20 protein-coding genes, 1 pseudogene and 1 riboswitch are annotated in these 23,767 nt (G+C 62.8%); of the genes and pseudogenes, 5 read left to right on the top strand and 16 right to left on the bottom strand.

Features of this window, described 5'->3' with window-relative positions:
- Positions 1 to 26 precede the first annotated feature (26 nt).
- Complete coding sequence (locus HFO71_RS05005) at positions 27 to 305, bottom strand: acyl carrier protein (RefSeq protein WP_003540486.1); 279 nt, start codon at positions 303 to 305, stop codon at positions 27 to 29.
- Between the two features lie 441 nt (positions 306 to 746).
- Here HFO71_RS05005 and HFO71_RS05000 point away from each other — a divergent pair, with 441 nt between their 5' ends.
- Positions 747 to 1,469: a Crp/Fnr family transcriptional regulator gene (locus HFO71_RS05000; RefSeq protein WP_077978421.1), complete on the top strand. Its 723-nt coding sequence runs from the start codon at positions 747 to 749 to the stop codon at positions 1,467 to 1,469.
- Between the two features lie 32 nt (positions 1,470 to 1,501).
- On the opposite strand, the gene HFO71_RS04995 is transcribed toward HFO71_RS05000, so the two are convergent.
- The 8 genes from HFO71_RS04995 to HFO71_RS04960 all read right to left on the bottom strand — a co-directional run bounded on the left by HFO71_RS04995 (position 1,502) and on the right by HFO71_RS04960 (position 8,200).
- Entirely contained in the window at positions 1,502 to 1,933 is a 432-nt protein-coding gene (locus HFO71_RS04995) for a L,D-transpeptidase (protein ID WP_027668416.1), read from the bottom strand.
- Positions 1,934 to 2,069: 136 nt separating this feature from the next.
- On the bottom strand, positions 2,070 to 2,270 hold the full coding sequence (locus HFO71_RS04990) for an ECs_2282 family putative zinc-binding protein (protein WP_168284925.1): 201 nt from the start codon (positions 2,268 to 2,270) through the stop codon (positions 2,070 to 2,072).
- A gap of 93 nt (positions 2,271 to 2,363) precedes the next feature.
- The gene (gene cbiB, locus HFO71_RS04985) at positions 2,364 to 3,344 is read right to left on the bottom strand and encodes an adenosylcobinamide-phosphate synthase CbiB (protein ID WP_131642342.1); all 981 of its coding nucleotides are present in this window, start codon (positions 3,342 to 3,344) and stop codon (positions 2,364 to 2,366) included.
- A complete protein-coding gene (locus HFO71_RS04980) occupies positions 3,341 to 4,423 on the bottom strand; it encodes a threonine-phosphate decarboxylase (protein WP_131642341.1) in 1,083 nt (360 codons plus the stop codon). Before HFO71_RS04980 ends, cbiB begins: the two co-directional genes overlap by 4 nt.
- Positions 4,420 to 5,730, bottom strand: coding sequence for a cobyrinic acid a,c-diamide synthase CobB (locus HFO71_RS04975; protein WP_131664923.1), 1,311 nt, complete (start codon positions 5,728 to 5,730; stop codon positions 4,420 to 4,422). Before HFO71_RS04975 ends, HFO71_RS04980 begins: the two co-directional genes overlap by 4 nt.
- Positions 5,727 to 6,566 (bottom strand): uroporphyrinogen-III C-methyltransferase, encoded by an 840-nt coding sequence (gene cobA, locus HFO71_RS04970; protein ID WP_131642339.1) that lies wholly within the window; start codon positions 6,564 to 6,566, stop codon positions 5,727 to 5,729. Before cobA ends, HFO71_RS04975 begins: the two co-directional genes overlap by 4 nt.
- 190 nt (positions 6,567 to 6,756) lie before the next feature.
- On the bottom strand, positions 6,757 to 7,710 hold the full coding sequence (locus HFO71_RS04965; RefSeq protein WP_077978426.1) for a nucleoside hydrolase: 954 nt from the start codon (positions 7,708 to 7,710) through the stop codon (positions 6,757 to 6,759).
- Positions 7,711 to 7,780: 70 nt separating this feature from the next.
- Positions 7,781 to 8,200, bottom strand: a complete 420-nt coding sequence (locus tag HFO71_RS04960; protein ID WP_077978427.1) for a cobalamin biosynthesis protein — start codon at positions 8,198 to 8,200, stop codon at positions 7,781 to 7,783.
- 100 nt (positions 8,201 to 8,300) lie between these two features.
- Between HFO71_RS04960 and HFO71_RS04955 the strand changes: the two genes are divergently transcribed.
- From HFO71_RS04955 to HFO71_RS04945, 3 genes are all read left to right on the top strand, one after another.
- Entirely contained in the window at positions 8,301 to 9,086 is a 786-nt protein-coding gene (locus tag HFO71_RS04955) for a TSUP family transporter (RefSeq protein ID WP_206989674.1), read from the top strand.
- A 63-nt stretch (positions 9,087 to 9,149) separates the two neighbouring features.
- A complete protein-coding gene (locus tag HFO71_RS04950; RefSeq protein ID WP_170268574.1) occupies positions 9,150 to 9,563 on the top strand; it encodes a nuclear transport factor 2 family protein in 414 nt (137 codons plus the stop codon).
- On the top strand, positions 9,563 to 10,357 hold the full coding sequence (locus HFO71_RS04945) for a helix-turn-helix domain-containing protein (protein WP_221987583.1): 795 nt from the start codon (positions 9,563 to 9,565) through the stop codon (positions 10,355 to 10,357). The genes HFO71_RS04950 and HFO71_RS04945 overlap by 1 nt, the downstream gene beginning before the upstream one ends.
- 5 nt (positions 10,358 to 10,362) lie before the next feature.
- Here HFO71_RS04945 and cobO read toward each other — a convergent pair whose 3' ends face one another.
- Genes cobO through cobU form a run of 4 tightly spaced genes read right to left on the bottom strand, consistent with a single transcriptional unit; the run spans position 10,363 to position 16,748 of the window.
- Entirely contained in the window at positions 10,363 to 10,998 is a 636-nt protein-coding gene (cobO, locus tag HFO71_RS04940) for a cob(I)yrinic acid a,c-diamide adenosyltransferase (protein ID WP_131642337.1), read from the bottom strand.
- 3 nt (positions 10,999 to 11,001) lie between these two features.
- Positions 11,002 to 15,180, bottom strand: a complete 4,179-nt coding sequence (gene cobN / locus HFO71_RS04935) for a cobaltochelatase subunit CobN (protein ID WP_221975700.1) — start codon at positions 15,178 to 15,180, stop codon at positions 11,002 to 11,004.
- A 4-nt stretch (positions 15,181 to 15,184) separates the two neighbouring features.
- Complete coding sequence (gene cobW, locus HFO71_RS04930; RefSeq protein WP_131663531.1) at positions 15,185 to 16,234, bottom strand: cobalamin biosynthesis protein CobW; 1,050 nt, start codon at positions 16,232 to 16,234, stop codon at positions 15,185 to 15,187.
- Positions 16,235 to 16,238: 4 nt separating this feature from the next.
- Entirely contained in the window at positions 16,239 to 16,748 is a 510-nt protein-coding gene (cobU, locus tag HFO71_RS04925; protein ID WP_168287900.1) for a bifunctional adenosylcobinamide kinase/adenosylcobinamide-phosphate guanylyltransferase, read from the bottom strand.
- A gap of 377 nt (positions 16,749 to 17,125) precedes the next feature.
- Positions 17,126 to 17,521: riboswitch (cobalamin riboswitch) on the bottom strand.
- A gap of 259 nt (positions 17,522 to 17,780) precedes the next feature.
- On the opposite strand from cobU, the gene HFO71_RS04920 reads away from it, so the two are divergent.
- Positions 17,781 to 19,571 (top strand): chloride channel protein, encoded by a 1,791-nt coding sequence (locus tag HFO71_RS04920; RefSeq protein WP_168287899.1) that lies wholly within the window; start codon positions 17,781 to 17,783, stop codon positions 19,569 to 19,571.
- Positions 19,572 to 19,599: 28 nt separating this feature from the next.
- Here HFO71_RS04920 and HFO71_RS04915 read toward each other — a convergent pair whose 3' ends face one another.
- The 3 genes and pseudogenes from HFO71_RS04915 to HFO71_RS04905 all read right to left on the bottom strand — a co-directional run bounded on the left by HFO71_RS04915 (position 19,600) and on the right by HFO71_RS04905 (position 23,355).
- The gene (locus tag HFO71_RS04915) at positions 19,600 to 20,859 is read right to left on the bottom strand and encodes an adenylate/guanylate cyclase domain-containing protein (protein WP_168335998.1); all 1,260 of its coding nucleotides are present in this window, start codon (positions 20,857 to 20,859) and stop codon (positions 19,600 to 19,602) included.
- Between the two features lie 171 nt (positions 20,860 to 21,030).
- Positions 21,031 to 21,798 (bottom strand): annotated as a pseudogene (locus HFO71_RS04910) (SDR family oxidoreductase).
- Positions 21,799 to 21,900: 102 nt separating this feature from the next.
- Positions 21,901 to 23,355: a cobyric acid synthase gene (locus HFO71_RS04905; protein ID WP_206987952.1), complete on the bottom strand. Its 1,455-nt coding sequence runs from the start codon at positions 23,353 to 23,355 to the stop codon at positions 21,901 to 21,903.
- Positions 23,356 to 23,767 lie beyond the last annotated feature (412 nt).

Genomic DNA, 23,767 nt, shown 5'->3' with positions numbered 1-23,767 from the left:
GCGTTCAAAAAAGACTGTTATATCGCTCAGGCCTTGGCTGCTTTGAGCTCGTCGATCTTGGCGCAGAGGTTCTTCAGCACGAAGTATTCTTCGGTGGAAACCTTGCCTTCGTTGACTTCCTGCGTCCACTTTTCGAGCGGGATCTTGATGCCGAATTCCTTGTCGATCGCAAAGACGATGTCGAGGAAATCGAGGCTGTCGATACCGAGGTCGTCGATCGTATGGCTCTCCGGCGTGATCGTCGCGCGGTCGATCTCGCTGGTTTCTGCAATAATGTCGGCAACTTTATCGAATGTAGCGGTCACGCGCTGTACCTCATGAAATGACAATTTAAACCCCTCATAGGCAAATCCTTTTCAAAAGCCAATGCTTTCGTCCCGGCGTTGCGGCAATTTGGCGGCTGGGTGTTGCCTAAACAGCAATGGAATGCCGGCCTTTGCCGTCACCCGGGGCGCAAGGCGATGCCGTAGCTGAAAGTTCGCCCGGCCGGCGGGGCGAAGAAGCCGTCCGAATCAAACCCGCGGACGGCCTCGTGTCGACGCTGGCGCTTTCCAACAACAGCCATGGCACGGAAACTTTGATCTGGATCAAATCGCAATCCCGGCGAAATTGATAATCATCAAGCCGCGCTGGAAGAAATCGGGATAGCCGAACCCGCAATCGCGGCGTAATCGTCTAGGGTATGCCGAGCATGCCCGGCATGCGCAGCGACACCCGGCACACGCGGATTTCGAAGGGATAAGGACATGGACATCGCAAGCAGTGAGGTTTCCGACGCCGGCACTCTCGTCGCCTGCCGTTCCTGCCAGGCGCGGCACGGTGTCGTCTGCGGCGCGCTGTCGAGCAGCCAGCTCCGCGAACTCGGCCGCCACTCGCTGCGCCGCAAGGTCGATGCCGGCAGCGAGATCATCGCTCAAGGCGCGGAAAGTTCTTTCTATTCGAACATCATGCGCGGGGTGGTGAAACTCTGCAAGGTAATGCCGGACGGGCGCCAGCAGATCGTCGGCCTGCAATTCGCCCCCGATTTCGTCGGCAGGCCCTTCGTGCGCGAAAGCACGCTGTCGGCCGAGGCTGCGACCGATTCCGAAATCTGCGTCTTCCCGCGCAACCTGCTCGACCGCATGATATCGGGGACGCCGGAACTGCAGCGCAGCCTGCACGATCAGGCGCTGAAGGAGCTGGATGCCGCGCGCGAATGGATGCTGACGCTCGGCCGGCGCACCGCCGAGGAGAAGGTCGCAAGCCTGCTCCACCTCATCGCCACCCACGCCGAACCGCAAACGGCCACAAGCACCGCCTTCGACCTGCCGCTAACCCGCGCCGAGATCGCCGATTTCCTCGGGCTGACGATCGAAACCGTCAGCCGCCAGATGACCAGGCTGCGCAAGAGCGGCGTCATTCGCATCGAGAATTTCCGACATATCATCGTCCCCGACATGGATGAACTGGAGCGGATGATCAGCGCATAAAACGGGCTCAGCGCGGCGCATAACCCGTTGGGTTAGCGCGTAATGACCACCCGGGTATTGGCAAGGCCGGCCTGCCGCGTCAGCGAGAAGAATTGGGCGGCATTGTCGGGGTGCAGGCGAACGCAGCCATGCGAAGCCGGCCGGCCCAAGCGCTTCAGGTCGAAAGTCGCGTGAACGGCGTAACCGCCGTTGAAGAATACGGCGAAGGGCATCGGTGCATTGTCGTATTTCCTGGAGCGGTGATCGCGTGACAGCCACTTGGCGCGCCACGAACCGGTTGGCGTGACATAGCCATTGCGCGCGGTCGAAACCTTCCAGCGATATTTGACGAAGCCGTTCTCGGAAACGGTCATCGTCTGCTTGCCGATGCTGATATTGGCGACCAGCGTTGCTGCCTGAGCAGCAACAGGAGAAAACTGCAGCAATAAACTTGCGGCCGCAGCCGCCAAAATCGTCTTCATCATAGCCCCTCTTCGAACTCGCGCAGCTTAATTGCGCCCTCACGAAAGAGAGACTACGGCAATACTTATTAGATTGCTTTAATCCGAATGGTAATCACAATTTTAACGGCGCATGGCAACAAGCGGATGCGCCGCAGGCTTACTGAAGCTTGCGCTTCGCCCCAGCCCGATTGAGCTGCTGGTAGGCCTTGTTCATCTTCTCGCGGATCGAGGCCATGGTGCCGAGATTATGGCCGCAGGCGGCACAGGTGATGATGTCGGTCTCCCGGATCTCGGGACGCTCGAACTTCATCTTGATGCTCTTGCACTTCGGGCACGGTAATTCAACCTGAACTGTCATCGCTCTGCTTCCGGTCTGGTGGAGGTGGGAGGCGTTTCGCATAAACGTTTGAGTGGGAGCTGTCTACCGAGGCGTGGTCGTACCATCCCGCCTCTACAGAAAACACAAGAAAAGCCCGAACGTCACACCGGCGAGCACCATGCAGCTGGCGTAGAACACCGATACGCCGTCCTCGATGTCGCCTGAGGTCGCCACGTCGCGGCCGGTGTCGTTGATCATCGGCTCGGCCACGATGACGCCGCCATAGATGCGCGGCCCGGCGAGCTGGACGTTCAGCGCACCCGCCATTGCCGCCTCCGGCCGGCCGGAATTCGGCGAGCGGTGCAAGGCCCCGTCGCGCATTGCCACGCGGATCGCCTCACGACCGGCGCTTGTTCCCCGCCGGATCCAGGCGCCGGCGGCAATCAGCAGGATGGAGAGCCGGGCGGCTGGCCAATTGGCGATATCGTCGAGCCGGGCGGCCGCCCAGCCGAAATCGATGTATTTCTCCGACTTGTGGCCGATCATCGAATCCGCCGTGTTCAGCATCTTGTAGGCGAAGAGCCCTGGCAGGCCGAAGGCGGCATACCAGAGAGCCGGCGCCACGACGCCGTCGGAGAAATTCTCGGCAAGGCTTTCGATCGCCGCGCGGCAGACGGCTGGCTCGTCCAGCGTCTGGGGATCGCGTCCGACGATGCGGGAAACGGCGGCCCGCCCGCCGGCAAGGCCCTCGTCGCGCAGCGCAGTGGCGACGGCCGCGACGTGATCGGCAAGGCTTTTCTGCGCCAGGAAGATCGCCACCAGCCCGGTCTCCAGCAAGATGCCGGCAAGGCCGAACAGCGCGAAGAACCGGTTGAACACGAAGCCGGCGGCTATCGCCACCAGAAGCAGCGCCAGGATGGCGGCGATACCGTTCATTCGGCGTTGCGAGCCGGTGAGACTTGCCGGGTTGAGCTGCCGGTCGGCATAAGAGATCGCGGCGCCGAACATGACGACGGGATGCGGCATCCGCGACCACAACCATTGTGGATCGCCGGCGATCCGATCGAGCAGCAGGGCCAGAAGCAGTACGAGAAGGTTTTCGTCGATCGTCATCGCTCAAATCTCTGAAGGGCTTCGCCAAGCCGCCTGTCTGCCGCCGGATCAGGCGTCAGCCCGAAACGCAGCCAATCCGGCGCATAGTCGAACTTGCGGACGAGAATATGATGGCGGCAGAGATGCGTGTAAATGTCGCCGGCTCTCGCATCGGCGACAAGGGTAAAGAGCGCCGTCCCTCCGGAGACTTGCAGCCCAGCGCCCTTCAGCACCGCATGCAGGCCGGCGTTGCGCTCATCGATGCGGCCGCGGATCGGAGAGACATCCGAGAGCAGCAGCGAACCTGCAATCGAAAGAGCCGGGCCGGAGACTGCCCAGGGACCGAGCCAGTCCTCGAAACGCTCGAGAATATCATCCCGCGCAATGGCAAAACCGAGCCGGAGGCCGGCAAGTCCGAAGAACTTGCCAAAGGAGCGGAAGATGATGAGGTTGGAAAGCTGCGGCGCCCGGAATGCGAGGCTGAGCGCCGGATCGGTATCACCGAAGGCCTCGTCGACGACAAGAAACCCGTTTGCCGATTTCATCTTATCGTGCAGGGCAATCAGCGTTTCGGTCGGCCATATCAACCCATCGGGGTTGTTCGGATTGACGACGACAGCCAGCCGATGCTCGCTCCCGATCGCGGCAAGATCGTCGACCGCATCGACGGCAAAACCCGCAGAGGCGAAGGCACGCGCATATTCCCCATAGGTCGGCGATACCACGGCAACCTTGTTGTCCGTCACGGCGATCCTATCGTCCGTCACGGCAACCCTGTTGTCCGTCACAGCGACCCTGTTGTCCGTGACGCCAACCAGCCTACCCTCGACCAGACGCGGCAGAAGCTGAATAACCGATTGCGTGCCGGGCACGGGGAGCGGCAGGATCTCGCCGCTGCCATAGTGATCGCGCGCCGCACGCCTCGCCTCGTCGACGAGGTGCCTGTCCGGCAGGCGGTGCCAGGCTCGCGCCGGAATGTCAGGCAGGGCGACAGGGCACGGATTGATGCCCGTGGAAAGATCGAGCCAGTCGTCCGGCCTGCCGCCGAAGGTAGCGGCAGCCGCGGTGATGCCGCCACCATGGACGATCGGTGCGCTCATGCAGCCGTTGCTCCGGCTAGATCGATCAGATGCATGTACGACCCCGCCACCTGCCCGCACCGGAGCCCGGCTGCACCCAGATCGGTCCCGAGCGCATCCTGCACCTGGAAAAGCCGTTTGCCCTCGCCCTCGGAGACGACGCTGGAATAGTGGAATTCATGGGCCGTCATCATCCGCGCGAAGAAGGCGCCGTCGAGCGGCACGACACGGCGATAGCCGAGATGGCGCTTGCGCTCGGCATAGCTGGTGACAACGGGCAGCAGGCCGAGCATCTGATGGCGCTTGCCCTCCGTATCGATCAGCCCGTCGCCGAGCACCATATAGCCGCCGCACTCGCCGTAAATCCTGGCGCCGCGCGCCGTCGCGTCGAGCATGCCGGCGCGGAAATTCTGCGCCTCTGCGAGCCGTCCGGCGTGCAGCTCAGGATAACCACCAGGCAGATAGATCGCATCGGCATCGGTAGCTGGTGCCTCGTCGCTAAGCGGAGAGAAGAAGGAGATCGCAGCACCCCGGCGGCGCCAGCCGAGCAGCATATGCTCGTAGGAAAAGGCAAAGGCGATATCGCGCGCCACGGCGATGCGTGCGCCCAGCGGCGGCAACCGGTCGATATTGGCGGCCGACGGCCGGTTGAGCCCTTGCTTTGCAATGCGTAGCAGAAATTCGAAATTGCATTCCTCGGAGACCGCGTCCGCCGCATGGTCGATGAAATTATCGAGGGTTGCATGTTCGCCGGCCTGGACGAGGCCGAGATGGCGCTCCGGCAGGGAAAGCCCTTTGTCGCTGCCGATCACGGCGATGACAGGCATGCGGATAGCCTCCAGCGCCTGTCGCAGCATCGCTTCGTGCCGGTCACTGCCGACCTTGTTGAGAATGACGCCGGCAACGCGGACATCGGCGCGGAAGCCGGCAAACCCGGTAACCAGCGGCGCCACCGACTGCGACATGCGCGAGGCGTCGACGACGAGCACCACGGAAAGCCCCAGCTGGGCGGCGAGATCGGCCGCCGTTCCCTTTCCGTCGGTCGCGCCGTCGAAAAGCCCCATCATCGCCTCGATGACGAGGATGCGGTCGCCGGAACGGTGAAGGGCGGCATTGGCCGAGATCAGCTCTGGGCGCATCGCCCAGGGATCGAAATTCAGGCAAAGCGTGCCGCTTGCCGCCGCATGGAAGGCGGGATCGATATAGTCAGGGCCGGCCTTGCCGGGCGCGACCGCAATGCCGCGCCGGCGGAGCGCTCGGAGCAGCCCGAGCGTCACCGTCGTCTTGCCGGCGCCGGAGGAAGGTGCTGCGATCAGGAGGCCGCTCATGCCCGCACCTTGCCGGACGGGCGGAACGGATCGGGCTGCAATCGCCGTCCTGCGAGTGCACCGAGCCAATCGAGCGAGGCCCTGAGCCGCACCACCTCGCCGACGACGACCACCGCTGGCGGCTCCAGCCCGGAGGCGGCAACAGCCTCGGTCGCCTCTCCGAGCGTCGTTTCCAACACCTGCTGCCGGCCGGTGGCGGCATTGCAGACGAAGGCGACGGGCTCGGAAGACAGCCGGCCTGCGGCGATCAGGCGGGCGCTGATCTCGGCGATATGCTTCATCGCCATGTACATGACGATGACGGGCGAGCCTCGGCCGATCGCCTCCCAGTTGATTCTGTCGGGCACGATGCCCGAGGAATCATGGCCGGTGAGGAAGGTCACGGCATGGTTGATGTCGCGATGCGTCACCGGAATGCCGGCATAGGCGAGCCCACCAATACCGGCGGTGATGCCGGGCACGATGCGGAAGGGGATATTGTGTTCGACCAGCGTCAACGCCTCCTCACCGCCGCGCCCGAACACGAAGGGATCACCGCCCTTCAGCCGCAGCACCCGCTTGCCGGCGCGCGCAAGCTCCACCAGCCGCAACGAAATGTCGCGCTGTTTCGCCGAAGGCTTGCCGCCGCGCTTGCCGGCATATTCCACCAGCGTTTCCGGCCGCGCCAGCGCCAGGCATTCCTCATTGACCAGCGCATCGTGCACGATAACGTCGGCCTCGAAAAGCCCCTTGGCGGCGAGTAGCGTCAAAAGCCCGGGATCGCCGGGACCGGCGCCGACGAGCCAGACGTTGCCCGGCTCAAGCACCGGAAGATGGGAGAATGCGGCATCGATCATGTTGCTGATCTAGGCCCCGCAAAGGGCAAGGTCAACGCCGCGCCCATCACCTCACTTGAAGTTGCTGAGATGATCGTGACTCACTTTATGAAGCGTCGGATTCAAATCCTCGGACAACCCGCACAACGCAATGAATATATTGGAATATATCCAGAAGGCCGGCAGCATCGCGGCCGGCCCTTCAAGCTTGTCAGGCTGCAAGCAGTGTATTGCGAATGAGGTCGAGGACCCTCTCCGACTCGATGCCGGTGCAGACTACCTGGCTCGGCAAGCCATCCCAGGCGCCATTAGGTGGAAAATGCCGCCCGTCTCGCCTGACGATCGTCTGGCCATCGGCGATGCCGCCGCAGACGACACGCACCGCACCCGATATCGATGAGAACAGCTCCGGCGCCACGGCATAAACGCAGGCGCAGCTGTCATGCACCATCATGCCGTCTTCGACCGCATGCTTGTAGAAATCGATGTAGGACTGCGAGAGTGCGTCGAGCTGCTTGACCGCCTTGTCACCCCTAGCTGCCATTTCGCCGAGATAGCTGCGGCTCATCGTGGTGATTGCGGTGACGTCGAGGCCGATGACGGCCACCTTCCACGGCGCGGTCATGACAATGTCGGCGGCCTCGGGATCACCGTGGATATTGGCCTCGGCGACCGGCGAGACATTGCCCGGCACATAGAAATTGCCGCCCATGATGACGACGTCCTTCGCCAGCGTCGCAATCTCGGGGTCTTCCTTCAGCGCCAGCGCCAGATTGGTCATCCGCCCGACGGCAACGAGGCGTACCTCGCCCGGATGGGCGCGCACCGTGTCGATGATAAAGCGATGCGCCGGGCGCGGATCGAGCGGCAGGTCGATCGTCTCCGGTACGTCGATATCGCCGAGGCCGTTATCGCCATGCACCATGGCCGGCCATGGCCGCTCCGCGCGCGAGGAATCGATGGTGACGCTGGCGCCTTTGGAAACGGGTGCCGGAATATTCCATTCGCGCTTGAGGAAAAGCGCATTGCGCGTCGTCGTCTCGACCGAGGCATTACCGAAAACCGTGGTGATGCCGAGAAGCTCGATCTCGGGATGACGATGCAGGAAGAGAAGCGCCATGGCGTCGTCGACGCCAGGGTCGGTGTCATAAATGACCTTGTGCATGAGATATCCTCTAGATGTGAACCGTGAGGCTGCCGGACGGCGCCGCGAATTGGCGCCAACATAACGCCCATCAGGCTTTCTGCAACCCGCTGCGGGCGACTGCCGCCGTCGCATGTGCAGATTTGATCTTGGCGACAGCAAGCTCGGCATCCGGCCCCGCCGCAGCCAGCGCCGCACCCTCGGCGACGCCATGGCAGCCGACGCGGGCAAAGACGATTTCCGACGGATTCGCCAGCCGCGGCGTCTCCTCCTCCAGCCGCAGCGCGCCGAAGAACACGGCAGGCACGGAAAAATGCGCGGCAACGGCAAGGATCGCCGGCTCCAGTCTTCGGCTGTCGATCGAGGCAATGGCTGTGAGTTCCGCCGCGCCGATAGCGGCCGCGTCGAGCGCCTCGATCGCAAGCGCCAGCATCTCGGCAGGCGGCGTGCCGCGCTCGCAGCCGAGGCCGAGCACGTGGCGCCTCGCCGTATCGAAAGAGATATCACTCACGGAAACCGTCAAATACGCCCTGCCCATGTCTTTGCAGCCATTGCAGCTTGGGGCGGCAAATGCAACAAGGCCGTCCGAAATCCCTGCCCGGAATACCATCTTGCCCGATATCACCTTCCATCTGCTTCTGCTGCTCTGCGCGGCGGCTTTCTTTGCCGGGTTCGTCGATTCCATTGCCGGCGGCGGCGGCCTCATCACCGTCCCCGTCATGCTGATCGCAGGTTTTCCGCCGCTCCAGACCCTCGGCACCAACAAGGTGCAGTCCCTCTTCGGCGCGGCCTCGGCCACGATCGCTTATGCCCGCAAGGGCCATGTGCAGCTTGCGGAACAATTGCCGATGGCGCTGATGGCTGTCATGGGCGGTTCGCTCGGCGCGGCACTCGCCACGATCGTTCCAGGCCAGGTGCTGCAGGCCATCATGCCGGTGCTCCTGGTGGCGATCGCCATCTTCTTCGCCGTCAAGCCGAACCTCAACGACCTCGACACCCACCGCCGCATGACCCCCTTTACCTTCGGCCTGACCCTGGTGCCCGTCATCGGCTTCTATGATGGCGTCTTCGGCCCTGGCACGGGCTCCTTCTTCATGCTGACCTTCGTCACGCTCGCCGGCTTCGGCATGCTGAAGGCGACGGCCCACACCAAGCTTCTCAATCTCGGCTCGAATTTCGGCGCGCTGATCGTCTTCCCGAGCTTCGGCGCGATACTCTGGAAGATCGGCCTGTTGATGGGTGCTTGCCAGTTCCTCGGCGCGCAGCTTGGCTCGCGGCTGGCCATGCGCATCGGCGCAAAGCTCATCAAGCCGCTGCTCGTGATCGTCTGCGTCGCCCTTGCAGTAAAGCTGCTCGCCGACCCGGCAAATCCGCTGCGTGTCTGGCTCGGCGTCTGACTCGACCCCTCGACCATCTTCCATTACCTCCGGCGTAATTGATAAGGTGCATCGCCTTCCCGCATGATCGGCCTGCCTGGAACTGACGGGCGATCAAAAGGAGATGACCCGATGAACGACGCAAACACCAACGCAGAGCGCTATCTCGCCATCTGGAACGAGACGGATGCCGCTCGCCGCCGCGCTCTCATTGCCGAGAGCTGGAGCAAAGCCGCGACCTATATCGACCCACTGATGCGCGGCGAAGGCCATGAGCAGATCAATTCGCTGGTCGAGGCGGTGCAAAACCGCTTCCCCGGTTTCCGCTTCGCCCTGATCGGGGTGGCCGACGGCTACGGCGACAACCTGCGCTTCTCCTGGGGCCTCGGCCCGGAAAACGGCGATGCGCTGATCAAGGGCACGGATTTCGCCGAGCTCGAAGGCGGCAAGCTGAAATCCGTCCGCGGTTTCATAGATTTGCTGCCGGAAGCCGCCTGATGACGCCGACCGCCCGCTCCCTTGGAGACCATCTGCGCGAATGGCGCCGGCGCCGCCGCATGAGCCAGCTCGACCTCGCGCTGGAGGCGGAGATCTCGCAGCGGCATCTGAGCTTCATCGAGAGCGGGCGCTCGACACCGAGCCGCGACATGCTGCTGCATCTTGCCGAACGGCTCGACGTACCCCTTCGCGATCGGAACCCGCTGCTGCTCGCGGCGGGTTTCGCTCCTGTTTTTGCAGAACGCCCGCTCGACGATCCCGCGCTGGAACCGGCCCGTCGCGCCATCGACATGGTGCTGAAAGGGCACGAGCCCTTCCCAGCAATCGCCGTCGACCGCCATTGGACACTCATCGCGGCCAATGCGGCCATCGCTCCGCTTCTCTCAGCCGTTGCCGACCAGTCTCTGCTCACGCCACCCGTCAACGTACTGCGCCTCAGCCTGCATCCTCAAGGATTGGCGCCCCATATCAAAAACCTTTCCGAGTGGCGCGCCCACCTTATCGGCAGGCTGCGCCAACAGTTCTCGGCTTCGGGCGATCCAATGTTGGACAAGCTTTTGAAGGAGTTGCTGTCCTATCCAGCGCCTGAAACTGCTGGCGAGGTCCATACCGACTATGCCGGCATCGCCGTTCCCCTTCAGCTTTCGACCAAGGCCGGCTTGCTTTCCCTGATCTCGACAACGACTGTGTTCGGCACGCCCGTCGAAATCACTTTGTCGGAACTCGCGGTCGAATCCTTCTTCCCGGCGGACGAGGAAACGGCTGCCATCCTGCGCAGCCTCGCGCTCAACTGACCGCCTCAGAACTCCACGCCCGGCTGGCCCTTGATGCCGGAGCGAAAGGGGTGTTTGACGAGCTCCATCTCGGTCACCAGATCGGCGATCTCGATCAATTCCTCCTTGGCGTTGCGCCCCGTCAGCACGACATGTGTCATGGCGGGCTTCTCGCTCTTCAGGAAGGCGACGACATCGTTGATGTCGAGATAGTCGTAGCGTAGCGCGATGTTGATCTCGTCGAGCAGCACCATGGAATTGCGCTCGTCGCGGATCAGCTCCTTGGCCTTTTCCCAGGCAGCGGAGGCTGCGGCGACATCGCGGGCGCGGTCCTGCGTTTCCCAGGTGAAGCCTTCGCCCATCGTGTGAAACTGGCAGAGATCGGAGAAATGCTTCTCGATCAGGTCGCGCTCGCCGGTCCACATCGCGCCCTTGATGAACTGCACGACGGCAGACGGCTTGCCGTGTGCGATATGGCGGAAGATCATGCCGAAGGCCGCCGAGGACTTGCCCTTGCCCTTGCCCGTATGAACGATGATCAGCCCCTTGCCATCCGTCTTGGTCGCCATGATCTTGTCGCGCGCGGCCTTCTTCTTCGCCATTTTCTCGGCATGGCGCGCATCATCCTTGCCGGTTTCGTTTTCCGGGATCTCGTCACTCATAGCTCACCTCATTCTGTTGTTTGCAGCCAGGTGGAACCGGGCCGAATTGCTGCGCGGCGTCCAGAGGCTGCGGTCGATCGCCTCGCACAGCCGCTCTCTCATTTCGTCGAATGCCGCAGGGTTCTTCTCGATCATGAAGTCGCGCACGCCGGCATCGGCGACAAAGGCTTGGTAGACGGCCTCGAAATGATGTTCGCCGACTGCGCCCGTCGTCGCCGAAAAGGCAAAGAGATAATCAACCGTAGCAGCGATCTCGGCAGCGCCCTTGTAGCCGTGGCGCATGACACCCGATATCCATTTCGGATTGACGACGCGCCCGCGCACGACCCGGCCGATCTCCTCTTCCAGCGAACGGATCACTGGCTTTTCCGGCCTGGAATGGTCGTTGTGATAGATCGAGGGACGCGCGCCGGCGAGCTGTTCGGCCGCCGCCGCCATGCCGCCCTCGAACTGGTAATAATCATCGCTGTCGAGCAGGTCGTGCTCGCGATTGTCCTGGTTCTGAATCACAGCCTGCACCGAGCGCAGCCGCTCCTCGAACAGACCGCGTTCGGCCTTGCCCTCCTCTCCGGCGCCATAGGCATAGCTGCCCCAGACGAGATAGGCCTCGGCAAGATCGGCGCGCCGCTCCCAGCCTTTTTCGTCGATCAGCGGCTGCAGCCCGGCGCCATAGGCGCCGGGTTTCGAGCCGAACACACGATAGCCTGCCCGGCGTTTTGCCGACACCTCGTCGAGGCCGGCGGCCGCAAGCCTAGCCGCCTCGCCGCGCATCCGCTCAGCGATGGGATTGTCGCCGACATCCTCCTCCAGCGCGCCGACGGCGCGGATCGCCTTGTCGAACAGCGCGATCTGCTCGGGAAACGCATCGCGGAAGAAGCCGGAGATCCTGAGCGTCACATCGACGCGCGGCCGCCGCAGCATCGCCGGCGGAATGATCTCATAGCCGGTGACCCGGCGCGAACTCGCGTCCCAGAGCGGCTTGACGCCGATCAACGCCAGGGCCTGGGCGATATCGTCGCCACCAGTGCGCATGTTCGACGTACCCCAGGCCGTCAGCCCGAAGGAGACAGGCCATTCGCCGTGATCCTGCACATAACGGCGGACAAGCAGTTCCGCCGATTTTTTGCCGAGTTCGTAGGCGGCCGGCGTCGGGACGGCGCGGCTGTCGACGGAGTAGAAATTCCGTCCGGTCGGCAGTACGTCAGGACGCCCGCGCGTCGGCGCACCGGAGGGTCCGGGTGCGACGAAGCGGCCGTCGAGTCCCTTAAGCAAACCTTCGACCTCGGCCGGGCCACAAGCGAGGATGGAAGGCTTGAGCCAGGTTTCGATCTCGGACAACACCGCACGCGTCGCTTTCCAGTCCGCTGGGCAGTCCATTTCGCCGGAAACGAACTTTGCGGCCAGCAGTTCGATACGTTCGACGGTGTCGCCGTTGGTTCGCCATGGGGTATCGAGAATATCTGCAAGGATATCAGGACGCGGGCTCGTCCAAACGACGGCCATGTCGCAATCGAGAGGGTCGAAGATGGAGGCACCCCCCTCTGTCCTGTCGGACATCTCCCCCACAAGGGGGGAGATCAGGGATGAGAGGCCTCGCTCAATCTCATGCGTCGAAGGAGCGGCATCTTCAAACGGTTCTTTTTCGGGAAGCCCAAGCGACTTGCCGATCTCCCCCCTTGTGGGGGAGATGTCCGGCAGGACAGAGGGGGGTATCCCCCGCACGCCGCCACCCAATCCAGCATCCGCCGCAATCGCCCGCTGCAAACTCGCATCGCCCCCCTCACCCAGCCCCCGCGGCACCCGCGCCAAAGCCACGGTCAGGTCCGTCAGCAACCGCCCCTCTGGCGACACACCGAACACATGCAGTCCATCGCGGATCTGCATTTCCTTGAGGTCGCAGAGATAGGCATCGAGCTTCTTCAACGCCTCGCCCTCGCTTTCACCCTCGGCGATGCCGGCATCACGGTCGAGGCCGATATCGGTGACGAGATCGAGGATCTGACGGCTGAGCAGGCGGATGCGGCGAGGATCGCCGCCGGAGGCCTCATAATATTCGTCAACCAGCGCCTCCAGATCCTTCAGCGGCCCATAGCTTTCGGCCCGCGTCAAAGGCGGCGTCAGGTGGTCGATGATGACGGCCGCACTTCGGCGCTTGGCTTGCGTGCCCTCGCCTGGATCGTTGACGATGAAGGGATAGAGATGCGGCAACGGTCCGAGGATCGCCTCAGGATAACAGCTTTCAGACAGCGCCAGCGCCTTGCCGGGCAGCCATTCGAGATTGCCGTGTTTACCCATGTGGATGATCGCATGGGCGCCGAATTCGCGGCGCAGGAAAGCATAGAAGGCGAGATAGCCGTGCGGCGGCACGAGATCCGGCGAATGATAACTTTCCTTCGGATCGATATTGTAGCCGCGCGCCGGCTGGATGCCGACGAGCACGTCGCCGAAACGTGTAAACGGCAGGGCGAAGACGCCCTCGCGAAAATACGGATCGTCTTGCGGGCTGCCCCAGCGGGCGCTCACCTCATTCTGAATCTTATTGGGAAGAGATTCCAGGAAGCTGTTGTAGCGACTCAGAGAAAGCGTCTCGCGGATGATTTTTCCGTCAGAACCGGAATTGGTCGGCCCTTCCATCAGGTGGCGGATCAGCGCGTCGCCGTCGGCCGGAATGTCAGCGACCGGATAACCCGCCGCCCGCATGGCGCGAAGCACCTCGATGGTGCCGGCCGGCGTATCCAGGCCGACGCCGTTGCCGAGCCGACCGTCGCGGTTCGGATAATTCGCCATGACGAGCGCGATGCGCCGGTCGCCCACGGAAGTCTTTCGCAGCCGTGCCCAATTGGCGGCAAGCTCCGCCGTATAATGCACCCGGCCGGCATCGGCCTGGCTGGCGACGATATTGGTCTCGACCCGCGCGTCGTAGCGGGCCGCCGTCTTGAAGGAGATCGCCCGCGCCAGCACCCGACCGTCGACTTCGGGAAGCGCCACGTTCATGCCGAGATCGCGCGCCGACAGGCCTTGTGAGGAAGAGAGCCATGCCTCCCTCGACGAGGCCGACAGGATCGCCTGCAGCACGATCGCCTCATTCGCCTCCAGCACCGTCGGCTGCCGGTCCGCACCCGGTGCCGAGACCGCAAAGCCCGTCGTGTTGATGACGACATCGGGTTTCAGCGTCGAAAACACGCTTTCGAGAATGCCTGTCGAAACCGGATCCTTGAGGCTATAGGCAAAGACCGGCAGCGGCCGGAGGCCAAGTGTCGTCAGCGCCTCGATCAGAGCTTCGATCGGCCCGGTCTCGCCGCTTTGGACGAGGGCGCGGTAGAAGCTGATGGCGACGATGGGAGATGCCTGTTGCGTCGAGTTCGTAGTACCCCCCTCTGTCCTGCCGGACATCTCCCCCACAAGGGGGGAGATCGGCAAGTCGCTTGAGCTTCCCACAAAAGAAACGTTGGAGGATGCCGTACCTTCGGCCGAGGAGATGGAGCGAGACCTCTCATCCTCGATCTCCCCCCTTGTGGGGGAGATGTCCGGCAGGACAGAGGGGGGTGTCTCAAGCTCGACCGACAAAGGGACAGCCACACGCGAAGATACCTCCGCAGCAACAACCCGCCGCCACTCCTCGACCCCGATCAACCCCCGCCCCGGCCACCAGATACCCGCCTTCATCAGTGGCACGGCCGGCGCCGGCTTCTCGGCGCCCGACAGCATCGCCCCGGCATAGTCAAGAAAAGCCTGCGCGTTGGCATCGCCGCCCTCGATCAGATAGGCCCAGAGCGCGTTGAGGTCGTCGAGCCCGATATTCGAGAAAGGCACAAGCCCCGCATCCGGCCTGGCGTCGCCCGGCAGCACCGCGATCAGCGCACCGGCGCGCGCTGCTGCCGCATGCAGCGCCTCCAGCGCATAGTGGAAATAGCTGGCGCCACCGAGCGCACGGACGATGATCAGCTTGGCATGCCGCGCCGTGCGCTCCACATAGGTATCGACAGACATCGGGTGCTTCATGCTCATCAGGCTGGCGAGCCGGAGCGAAGGCCCCGCCCCGCGCTCGCGATGGGCGGTTGCGATCGCGGCAAGCTCGCTGTCGGCAGCCGACAGGAACAGGATATCGCCCGGCGTCTGCCCAAGGTCGATCGCCTCCTCGCCGTCACTGATCGTTCCCTGTTGAGCCAGAAGCAGATGCATCGGGTTAGGCCAGCGCTTCGATCGCCGCTCTCACCGCGTCCTGATCCATTTCGTGCAGGCCGATGACGACGAGGCGTGTGGCGCGCCTTTCGCCAGACGTCCAGGCGCGGTCGAAATAATGGTCGATGCGGCTGCCGACGGCCTGGAGCTGCAGGCGCATCGGCTTGCCCGAGACATCGACGAAACCCTTGAGGCGCAGCACGTCATGGGCTGATATGATGCCCTTCAGCGCTTCGATGAAGCCGGCCGGATCGGCAATGGGTCCGAGCTCAACGACGAAGCTGTCGAATTCGTCATGGTCGTGCGGCGCACCGTCCTCATGCTCCAGCTCGTGATGCGACTTGCGATTGGCGACATCGTCCTCCGTGCCGATGCCGAGGCCGAGCAGAATGCCAGCCGACACCTCGCCATTCCTCGCTTCGATCATCACGGGCTTGCGGACGGTGCGGGAGGCGACCTCGTCGCGTACCCTGATAAGACCGGCGGCATCGATCAGGTCTGTCTTGTTGAGCACGATGAGATCGGCGCAGGTCAACTGATCCTCGAACAGCTCCTCGATCGGGCTTTCGTGATCGAGCGATTCATCCTCGGCACGGCGCGCATCGACGGCATCATGGTCATCGGCGAAACGGCCGGCGGCAACGGCAGCACTGTCGACCACCGTGATGACGCCGTCGACGGTCACCTGCGTGCGGATATCGGGCCAGTTGAAGGCGGCGACCAGAGGCTGCGGCAAAGCAAGGCCCGAGGTCTCGATGACGATATGGTCGGGCCTCTGCTCGCGCTCGAGCAGCTTCGTCATCGTCGGAATGAAATCGTCCGCAACCGTGCAGCAGATGCAGCCATTGGTGAGCTCGATGATGTCGTCCTCGGTGCAATTCTCCGCACCGCAGCCCTTCAGCACGTCGCCGTCGACGCCGAGATCGCCGAATTCGTTGATGATCAGCGCAATCTTCTTGCCGCCGGCATTGGTGAGCAGGTTGCGGATCATCGTCGTCTTGCCGGCGCCAAGAAAGCCGGTGATGACGGTTGCAGGAATTTTTTGCTGGTTCATGGACTTAACCCTTCATTTTCAGCGGCAGGCCTGCCGCGATGAAATAAACTTCGGCGGCCTTCGCCGCGATCGATTGGTGCAAGCGGCCGGCATGATCGCGAAAATCCCGCGCCATGCGATTGTCGGGCACGATGCCGAGACCGACCTCGTTGGAAACGAAAACGAGCCGCGCTTTCGCGGCGGGAAGGAAATCGGCAAGGGCGGCAAATTCCGTCGCCACGTCCCGCTCCTCCGTCATCAGATTGGTGACCCAGAGCGTCAGGCAATCGATCAGGACGATGCGCCCCTCGCCGTCGATGGCGGCGAGCTTGCCGACAAGATCGAGCGGCTCTTCATGCGTCGTCCAGGATGGGCCGCGGTCGGCCTTGTGTTGGGCGATGCGCGCCTGCATCTCCTCGTCCCAGGCGCGGCCGGTGGCGACGTAGTGACGATCGAGACCGGTTGCCGCCACGAGGTCTTCGGCGAAACGGGATTTGCCGGAGCGTGCGCCGCCGAGGATGAAGGTGGCGGTCATACTCAAACGCCCCTCACGGAGAGTGCGTAGTCGTGGCTTGCTCTGAATGCACCTTTCTCGGCTACTGAGGGTGTGACACCCCCCTCTGTCCTGCCGGACATCTCCCCCACAAGGGGGGAGATTGAATCGCCGAGAGCTTTTCTCCAAACAATTGACGTAGGACGACCGTTGTGCTGCTTGCCGATCTCCCTCCTTGTGGGGGAGATGTCCGGCAGGACAGAGGGGGGTACCCAGCATTCGACATAAGTGGCCGAAAGCGCTGCTCTTGCAGCGCTGCTTGGAGGCGTCGCGCGCGCCGCACTAGGCCGCGCCGAATTCAATCGTTCAGCCAAGACAACCTCCGTGCTGGCAACGGGCATAGTGCCCAAGTGTGGGCTTCTCGCCCGGCACGCATGGCAGGTCTCCTGGCTCGCGGTTATCGGCCGCGATCGGGGCAGACCGGAAACCGGTCGCCCTGATCGTGCCAGCGGATCATCCTCGCCTTCCCGGCTGCATCAGTGAAAAGGTGGACGATTCGTAGACTTGAGAGGCGTCCGACCCCGGTTGATCACCATGCATATCCAGTGGCTTTTCCGGCATGTCGTCCATCCCGCCCGCTTGCACTATTGCAAGCCGTCAGCCGAAAGGCCTGATGCCGGATGGAAGACCCTGACCGCTCTACAGTCGCGGGGTCGGCTGTGATGAAGGCGCCCGGCTTGGGTCCGCCCCGTCACATTCCCTTTTCATCCGGAAGGGCGTAACACCGATCCGGAACCATCCGTTATGTCAGGATGGTCAGTCGACCATCCGTTATCCGGATGGTTAGGCAAGCGCAGGGGTGAAGTCAACCGGGCTTGGCGGTCGACCAGTTGACGGCCACCCGGTATGGCCTGCTCCAACACGACTTACTCTACCTAAAACATCGTCATTATCAGAGACTTACGTCACAAATATTTATCCCGCCCGCCGGGTTTTCGCCGCAATTGCGTCGCAAGCGGACTGCGCCTTCGCCTTCGCCCTTGACCGGGCCTCTCCCTGCCTAGTTGTCTTGCCATGCTTATGAAATTGGATCGGCGCCGTTTCCGCGCGCTGCGTGTTTTCTTCGATCCGGGACGCTTGCGGGCGCTGACCCGGCGCAGCGAGGTCGGCCTGTCGCTGGCGGGCGCCGTCGTCGGCATCATCTCGGGTCTCGCCGTCACCGGCATGAGCTACGTCTCCAACGAGTTGCATCAGCTGGTCTTCGGCATCGCCGACAGCGAAAGATTGAGCTCCTCCGAGATCGAGAACAAGATGCTGCTGCTCACCGCCCCCGTCATCGGCGGCGCCTTGCTCGGCCTGTTGCTTCTGGTTCTGGCGAAACGGCGCAAGAAGCCGATGGTCGACCCTATCGAGGCCAATGCGCTGCATGGCGGCCGCCTGTCCCTGACCGACAGCATCATCGTTGCCGTGCAGAACCTGATCTCCAACGGTTTCGGGGCCTCCGTCGGCCTGGAGGCCGGCTATACCCAGCTTGCCGCCGGCCTCGCCTCGAAATTCGGGCTGAAGCTGCAGCTTCGCCGCTCGGACCTGCGCACCCTCGTTGGCTGCGGCGCGGCGGGCGCCATCGCCGCCGCCTTCAACGCGCCGTTGACCGGGGCCTTCTATGCTTTCGAGCTGATCATCGGCACCTATACGATCGTCTCGCTGACGCCTGTCGTCGTTTCCGCCCTTGTCTCCACCTTGGTCGCAAGGCTGCTCGCCGGTAGCGACTTCACCATCGATATCGGCAGCTTCGGCTCGGTCGTGCCGGCCGATTATGTCCCGGCGCTGCTGCTCGGTGCGTTCTGCGCCGGTGTCGGCATCCTGATCATGCAGGGCGTCGCCTTTGTCGAGGAGTTGGCGCGCAAGAGCTCGATCGCCCCGCCCTTCCGCCCGGCACTCGGCGGCATCATCGTCGGGCTGTTGGCGATGATCTCGCCGCAGGTGCTCTCGGCCGGCCACGGCGCGCTGCATCTCAACCTTTCCCATGAGGTGGCGATCCCGACGCTGATCGGCCTCTTCCTCTTGAAATCCTTCGCCTCGGCGATCTCGATCGGCTCCGGCTTCAGGGGCGGGCTGTTCTTCGCCTCGCTATTCATGGGCGCCCTGCTCGGCAAACTCTTTGCTTACTGCGGCCCCTATTTCGCCGATGCGACGCTGACGCCCGTCATCTATGCCGTGGTCGGCATGAGTTCGCTTGCCGTCGCCGTCATCGGCGGGCCGCTGACCATGACGTTCCTGGCGCTCGAAATCACCGGCGATTTTCCGATCACGGCGCTGGTGCTCGCCGCCGTCATCACCTCCTCGCTCGTCGTGCGCTCGACCTTCGGCTACTCCTTCGCCACATGGCGCTTTCATCTGCGCGGAGAAAGCATCCGCAGCGCCCATGATGTCGGCTGGATCCGCAATCTGACGGTCGACAAGCTGATGCGCGCCGACGTCAAGACGGCAAGGGCGGGCATTTCTCTGGGGGAATTCAAGCAGGCCTTCCCGATCGGCTCGACCCAGCGCGTCATCCTCGTCGAGGAGAGCGACAAATATGCGGGCCTGGTGCTGGTGCCGGAGATCTACGCCAATCCGACCGACGCGCAGGACGAGGGCAAGACGCTTGCCGATTTCATCCACTACCGCAACGATTTCCTGCAGCCGCAGATGAATGCCAGGCAGGCGGCGGCGATCTTCGACAAGAGCGAAAGCGAAGCGCTCGCAGTCGTCAACAACCTGATCGAACGCAAGGTGATCGGCCAGCTCAGTGAAAGTTATACGCTGCGCCGCTACAGCGAAGAACTCGACCGCCGTCGCCGCGAGGTCTCAGGCGAGATCTGAGCGTCGCCGCGGCGACCGGATCGACGCTTCAGGATGCGGCGTCGGCGAGTTTGAACACGTCGGCCCGCTTCGAAACGCCACGCAATTCAAACGAACCTAGATACTCGCAGGCCACGGCGCAGGTGGTCGCGAAGCTCTCCGACATCAGCAGGTCTTGCTCAAGCGTGCCGCAGAGCTTTTCAAGCCGCGAGGCCTCGTTGACGGCGCTGCCGATCACCGTGAAATCAAGCCTGCCGCGCGCGCCGATATTTCCATAGAAGACCTCGCCGAGATGCAGCACGACATCGACGCCGATGTCAGGACCTCCATCATTCCCCCGCTGACCGTTCAGTACCTTGTTGGCTTCCAGAATATTCCTTGCCGAAGCCAGTGCGGCCATGCACGCCTTTTGCTGATCTTCGGCATCGGTCGGAAAGATCGCCAGCACGCTGTCGCCCATGAACTTGAGGATCTCGCCGGAATTCTCCTCGACATGCCGGCCGATCAGCTCGAAATGCTCGTCCAGAAACCCGGCGATTTCGCCTGGTTGATAGACTTCGGTCAACGCCGTGAAATTCCTGAGATCCGCAAGCAGGATCGCAGCATTGATGGAGCCACCCTTTCCTCTTTGGATCTCGCCTGCAAGGATGCGTGCGCTTGTTTTGGCGCCCGTGTAGACGGCGAGAATATCCGCAGCGGTTTTCGATGCCGCGATGCGGTAGCAAGCCAGCCCCAGTGCCGGGAAGAGCTCCGCGACGATCGCCAATTGATCGTCAGAAAATCCGCCCGGCCTGTCGCTTGTGAGAGACAGACTGACCCCGCGCAGCGCAGCCTCCTTTGGAAACTCCAGCAGGCTGACCAGATGATCCGTACCGCCGCCATGTGCGAATTCCGCAAGCTGCGGGTAGTCATCGACTCCCTCACCCTTGGCGATATTCCATCGACCTGACGTTTCGCCACGGCCCAAAAGAAAATAGATCGGGGTCTTCTCGAAATTCAGTACTGCCGCACTGCCATACTCGGCATTCTCGATCGTGGTCGCACCGCCGCGCACGAAATTGGCCGAGACGCCGCCATACATGGGATGAATAGACGGCATCGCAATACTTCCCCGCCAGATCGGAAAGCCATCCGCGATCAGCCGATCGCACAATCCGGCTATCAGCTCGCCAATATGCTCAGCTGTGATTCCATGTTCTATAAGCCACTGAATATGATTGTTAATTTCCGAACCTCCAAATGACCGACGCAGTTTATGGTCGGAAATCGGGCAAATGGACGGCGATGACCAACCCGGGCGTTGCCACATCAACCAATAGTCGAGTCACGCAGATATTTCTAGCCATGGACTCCGGCAAACGACGACCACAAGGTAGGCCGAGAGCAAGTGATACCTGCCGTTACCGTCGTTCGGCTCCGGCGAGAAGCAGTGGAGAGTGCCGCAGAAATGAAAGACGATGCCGCAGCGTCTGCGGATATCTCACATCCGGACCGTCATGCCGCCGTCGACCGTCAGCACATGGCCGTTGACGAAGGAAGCGGCGTCGCTTGCGAGAAAGAGAGCCGCCCCGGCGATCTCGTCCGGGCGTCCCCAGCGCTGGACCGGGATGCGCTGGCGCACGAACGGCATCAAATCCTCGTTCGCGGCCATCGCCGCGTTCGTCTCGGTGGCAAACCAGCCGGGCGCAATCCCGTTGCTGGTGATGCCGTGCGGGCCGAATTCGACCGCCATGCCGCGCATCAGTCCGGTCAGTCCCTGCTTTGCCGCCGGATAGACGCAGTCGCCGGGCATGACGACATGGCCGCTGATCGAGGTCACCGCGATCAGGCGGCCGTAATTGCGTCGCTTCATCAACACGGCAGCGTCACGCGAAAGCGTCACCGCCGCTGCTAGGTCGGTGCGCAGCAGCTCGATGATCGCATCATCGTCGAATTCGGCCAGCGGCCGTCTGTCGCGGGCGCCGACATTGTTGATCAGAATATCGAGACGGCCATGGATCTTGTCGATATCGGCCATCGCAGCGCGCTGTGCCTCGCGGTCGGCGATATCGAATGAAGCCGCTCGCCGTGCCGCCCGCGGCGCGGATAGCCTTTACAGCGTCTTCCAGCGTCGCCGCCGTGCGTCCGTTGACGATAACATGCGCGCCGCCTCGGCAAGGGCGCACGCCATCTCGAAGCCGAGCCCACGACCGCCACCGGTCACCAGCGCCACCTGACCTGCCAGTGAGAATCTATCCAATATGCTCATGGTTTTCGTCACTCTCAACCGGGTCCGCTGCGACAATTAATGGACTCAGTCAACTAATTTGGCAATAGCCGAGCAACGGCCGATGATGGTACGAGGTGCGGCCTAACCGAGCAGCCCGGCCAGCCAGTGCGGATCGAGATGACGTTCCAATTCCTCGGCGACGTCGTCGAGCGCCTGCTCGACGCTCTCGCGGTAATTCCTCCGCTCGCCTGATAGGCCGAAGCTTTGAAGCAGTCGAGCGCGGTAAGTGTCACTGCCGAAGAGCCCATGCAGATAGGTTCCCATGATCCTGCCGTCGGTCGAAAGCGCACCGTCGGGCAAGCCGTCGATGATCGCTGAAGGCCGATCGCAATCCGGGCCGCGGGTCACGCCGAGATGGATCTGGTAGCCGGCAAGCGGCGCGTCATATTCGGCCGAGTGGGCCTGGCTGTTGCGCACGGTCTTTTCCGGCGCCATCTCGGTCTCGACATCGAGCAGCCCAAGCCCCGGCGTCTCGAGCGCCCCGCCCTCGATGCCGAGCGGATCGTGCACCATGCGGCCGAGCATCTGGTAACCGCCACAGATGCCGATAACCCGGCCGCCGCGCCTGACATGCGACTGCAGATCGCGGTCCCATCCCTCAGCCCTGAAGTCGGCGAGATCCGATATCGTCGATTTCGAGCCGGGAAGCACAACGAGGCTCGCATCGCCAGGGATCCGCTCGCCTGACCGCACGAAGACCAGCTCGACATCCGGCTCGGCCCGCAGCGGGTCGAGATCATCGAAATTGGCGATACGTGGCAGCACCGGCACGGCAATCTTCAGCGCGCTCGCGCCGCCCCTCGCCAACCGCTCGAGCACGACCGAATCTTCAGCCGGCAACCGCGCGGCACCAGATAGCCACGGCACGACGCCGAAGCACGGCCAGCCGGTGAAGCCTTCAATGGCGCGGATGCCGTCTTCAAACAGCGAGACGTCGCCGCGGAACTTGTTGATGATATAGCCCGCAATCATCGCCCGGTCGCCATCTTCGAGGATCGCATGCGTGCCGACCAGCGAGGCGATGACGCCGCCGCGGTCGATATCGCCGACGAGCACGACCGGCACGCCGGCACGCGTCGCAAAGCCCATATTGGCGATATCGCCGGCCCTGAGATTGATCTCGGCCGGCGATCCGGCGCCCTCGACGATAACGAGGTCGGCACCCGCAGCCACTTTTTCGAAACTTTCGAGCACGGCGCCGAGCAGCTCGGGCTTCAGCCGCTGGTAGTCCCGCCCCTTCGCCTGTCCGAACACCCTGCCCTGGACGATGATCTGGCTGCCATTTTCCGATTGCGGCTTAAGCAGCACCGGGTTCATGTGCACCGAGGATGGCGTGCGCGCAGCCAGCGACTGCAGCCACTGCGCCCGGCCAATCTCGCCGCCGTCATCGGCGACCGCCGCATTGTTCGACATGTTCTGCGGCTTGAATGGTCGGACCGTCAGGCCGCGATTGGCCGCCAGCCGGCAGAGCCCTGCGACCAGCACCGTCTTGCCGACATCGGAGCCGGTTCCCTGCAGCATGATCGCTCTTGCCATGGTGGCCCGCATTCGCCTCTCGTTCAGGCGAGGCCTACAATGGGCCGCGATCCCGGGTCAAGACTCGGCCTAAAGTTCCGTCCTGCAAACGCGAAAACCGCGCATGGCCTTGGCTCTGCGCGGTTTGCCGAAAAACTCAGGCGTCTTCGCCCTTACACGGCGAAGCTCGCTTTCTCCGGTACGCACTACCTGAACCGGAGAAGCGGCGGTCATTGCTGCCACGACCCAACTGATAACGGTACATTCTTACCGGAGAGTTATTGAAGGCTTACGCAAATGTTAATTTTGATCTTTTTTGACATTCTGGCCGAAATTTCTGCCGAAGATCCGCTGCCGATCGCCAAGAGCGTGCTTTTCGCCCGAGAGCGCCAATTTCGGAATGCTGACATAAATTCTTCGAATTCAATAATTT

The sequence above is a fragment of the Rhizobium laguerreae genome (assembly GCF_019778565.1).
Classification (GTDB): Bacteria; Pseudomonadota; Alphaproteobacteria; order Rhizobiales; family Rhizobiaceae; genus Rhizobium; species Rhizobium laguerreae.
Note: the sequence above shows the minus strand (reverse complement) of the source record. Positions and strands in the feature narration are given on the sequence as shown.

Excerpts from the sequence above, each read along its gene's own strand:
- HFO71_RS05000 (WP_077978421.1), top strand. The coding sequence starts at position 747 with ATGGACATCGCAAGCAGTGAGGTTTCCGACGCCGGCACTCTCGTCGCC.
- HFO71_RS04995 (WP_027668416.1), bottom strand. The coding sequence starts at position 1,933 with ATGATGAAGACGATTTTGGCGGCTGCGGCCGCAAGTTTATTGCTGCAG.
- HFO71_RS04990 (WP_168284925.1), bottom strand. The coding sequence starts at position 2,270 with ATGACAGTTCAGGTTGAATTACCGTGCCCGAAGTGCAAGAGCATCAAG.
- cbiB (WP_131642342.1), bottom strand. The coding sequence starts at position 3,344 with ATGACGATCGACGAAAACCTTCTCGTACTGCTTCTGGCCCTGCTGCTC.
- HFO71_RS04980 (WP_131642341.1), bottom strand. The coding sequence starts at position 4,423 with ATGAGCGCACCGATCGTCCATGGTGGCGGCATCACCGCGGCTGCCGCT.
- HFO71_RS04975 (WP_131664923.1), bottom strand. The coding sequence starts at position 5,730 with ATGAGCGGCCTCCTGATCGCAGCACCTTCCTCCGGCGCCGGCAAGACG.
- cobA (WP_131642339.1), bottom strand. The coding sequence starts at position 6,566 with ATGATCGATGCCGCATTCTCCCATCTTCCGGTGCTTGAGCCGGGCAAC.
- HFO71_RS04965 (WP_077978426.1), bottom strand. The coding sequence starts at position 7,710 with ATGCACAAGGTCATTTATGACACCGACCCTGGCGTCGACGACGCCATG.
- HFO71_RS04950 (WP_170268574.1), top strand. The coding sequence starts at position 9,150 with ATGATCGGCCTGCCTGGAACTGACGGGCGATCAAAAGGAGATGACCCG.
- HFO71_RS04945 (WP_221987583.1), top strand. The coding sequence starts at position 9,563 with ATGACGCCGACCGCCCGCTCCCTTGGAGACCATCTGCGCGAATGGCGC.
- cobO (WP_131642337.1), bottom strand. The coding sequence starts at position 10,998 with ATGAGTGACGAGATCCCGGAAAACGAAACCGGCAAGGATGATGCGCGC.
- cobN (WP_221975700.1), bottom strand. The coding sequence starts at position 15,180 with ATGCATCTGCTTCTGGCTCAACAGGGAACGATCAGTGACGGCGAGGAG.
- cobW (WP_131663531.1), bottom strand. The coding sequence starts at position 16,234 with ATGAACCAGCAAAAAATTCCTGCAACCGTCATCACCGGCTTTCTTGGC.
- cobU (WP_168287900.1), bottom strand. The coding sequence starts at position 16,748 with ATGACCGCCACCTTCATCCTCGGCGGCGCACGCTCCGGCAAATCCCGT.
- HFO71_RS04920 (WP_168287899.1), top strand. The coding sequence starts at position 17,781 with ATGCTTATGAAATTGGATCGGCGCCGTTTCCGCGCGCTGCGTGTTTTC.
- HFO71_RS04915 (WP_168335998.1), bottom strand. The coding sequence starts at position 20,859 with ATGTGGCAACGCCCGGGTTGGTCATCGCCGTCCATTTGCCCGATTTCC.
- HFO71_RS04905 (WP_206987952.1), bottom strand. The coding sequence starts at position 23,355 with ATGGCAAGAGCGATCATGCTGCAGGGAACCGGCTCCGATGTCGGCAAG.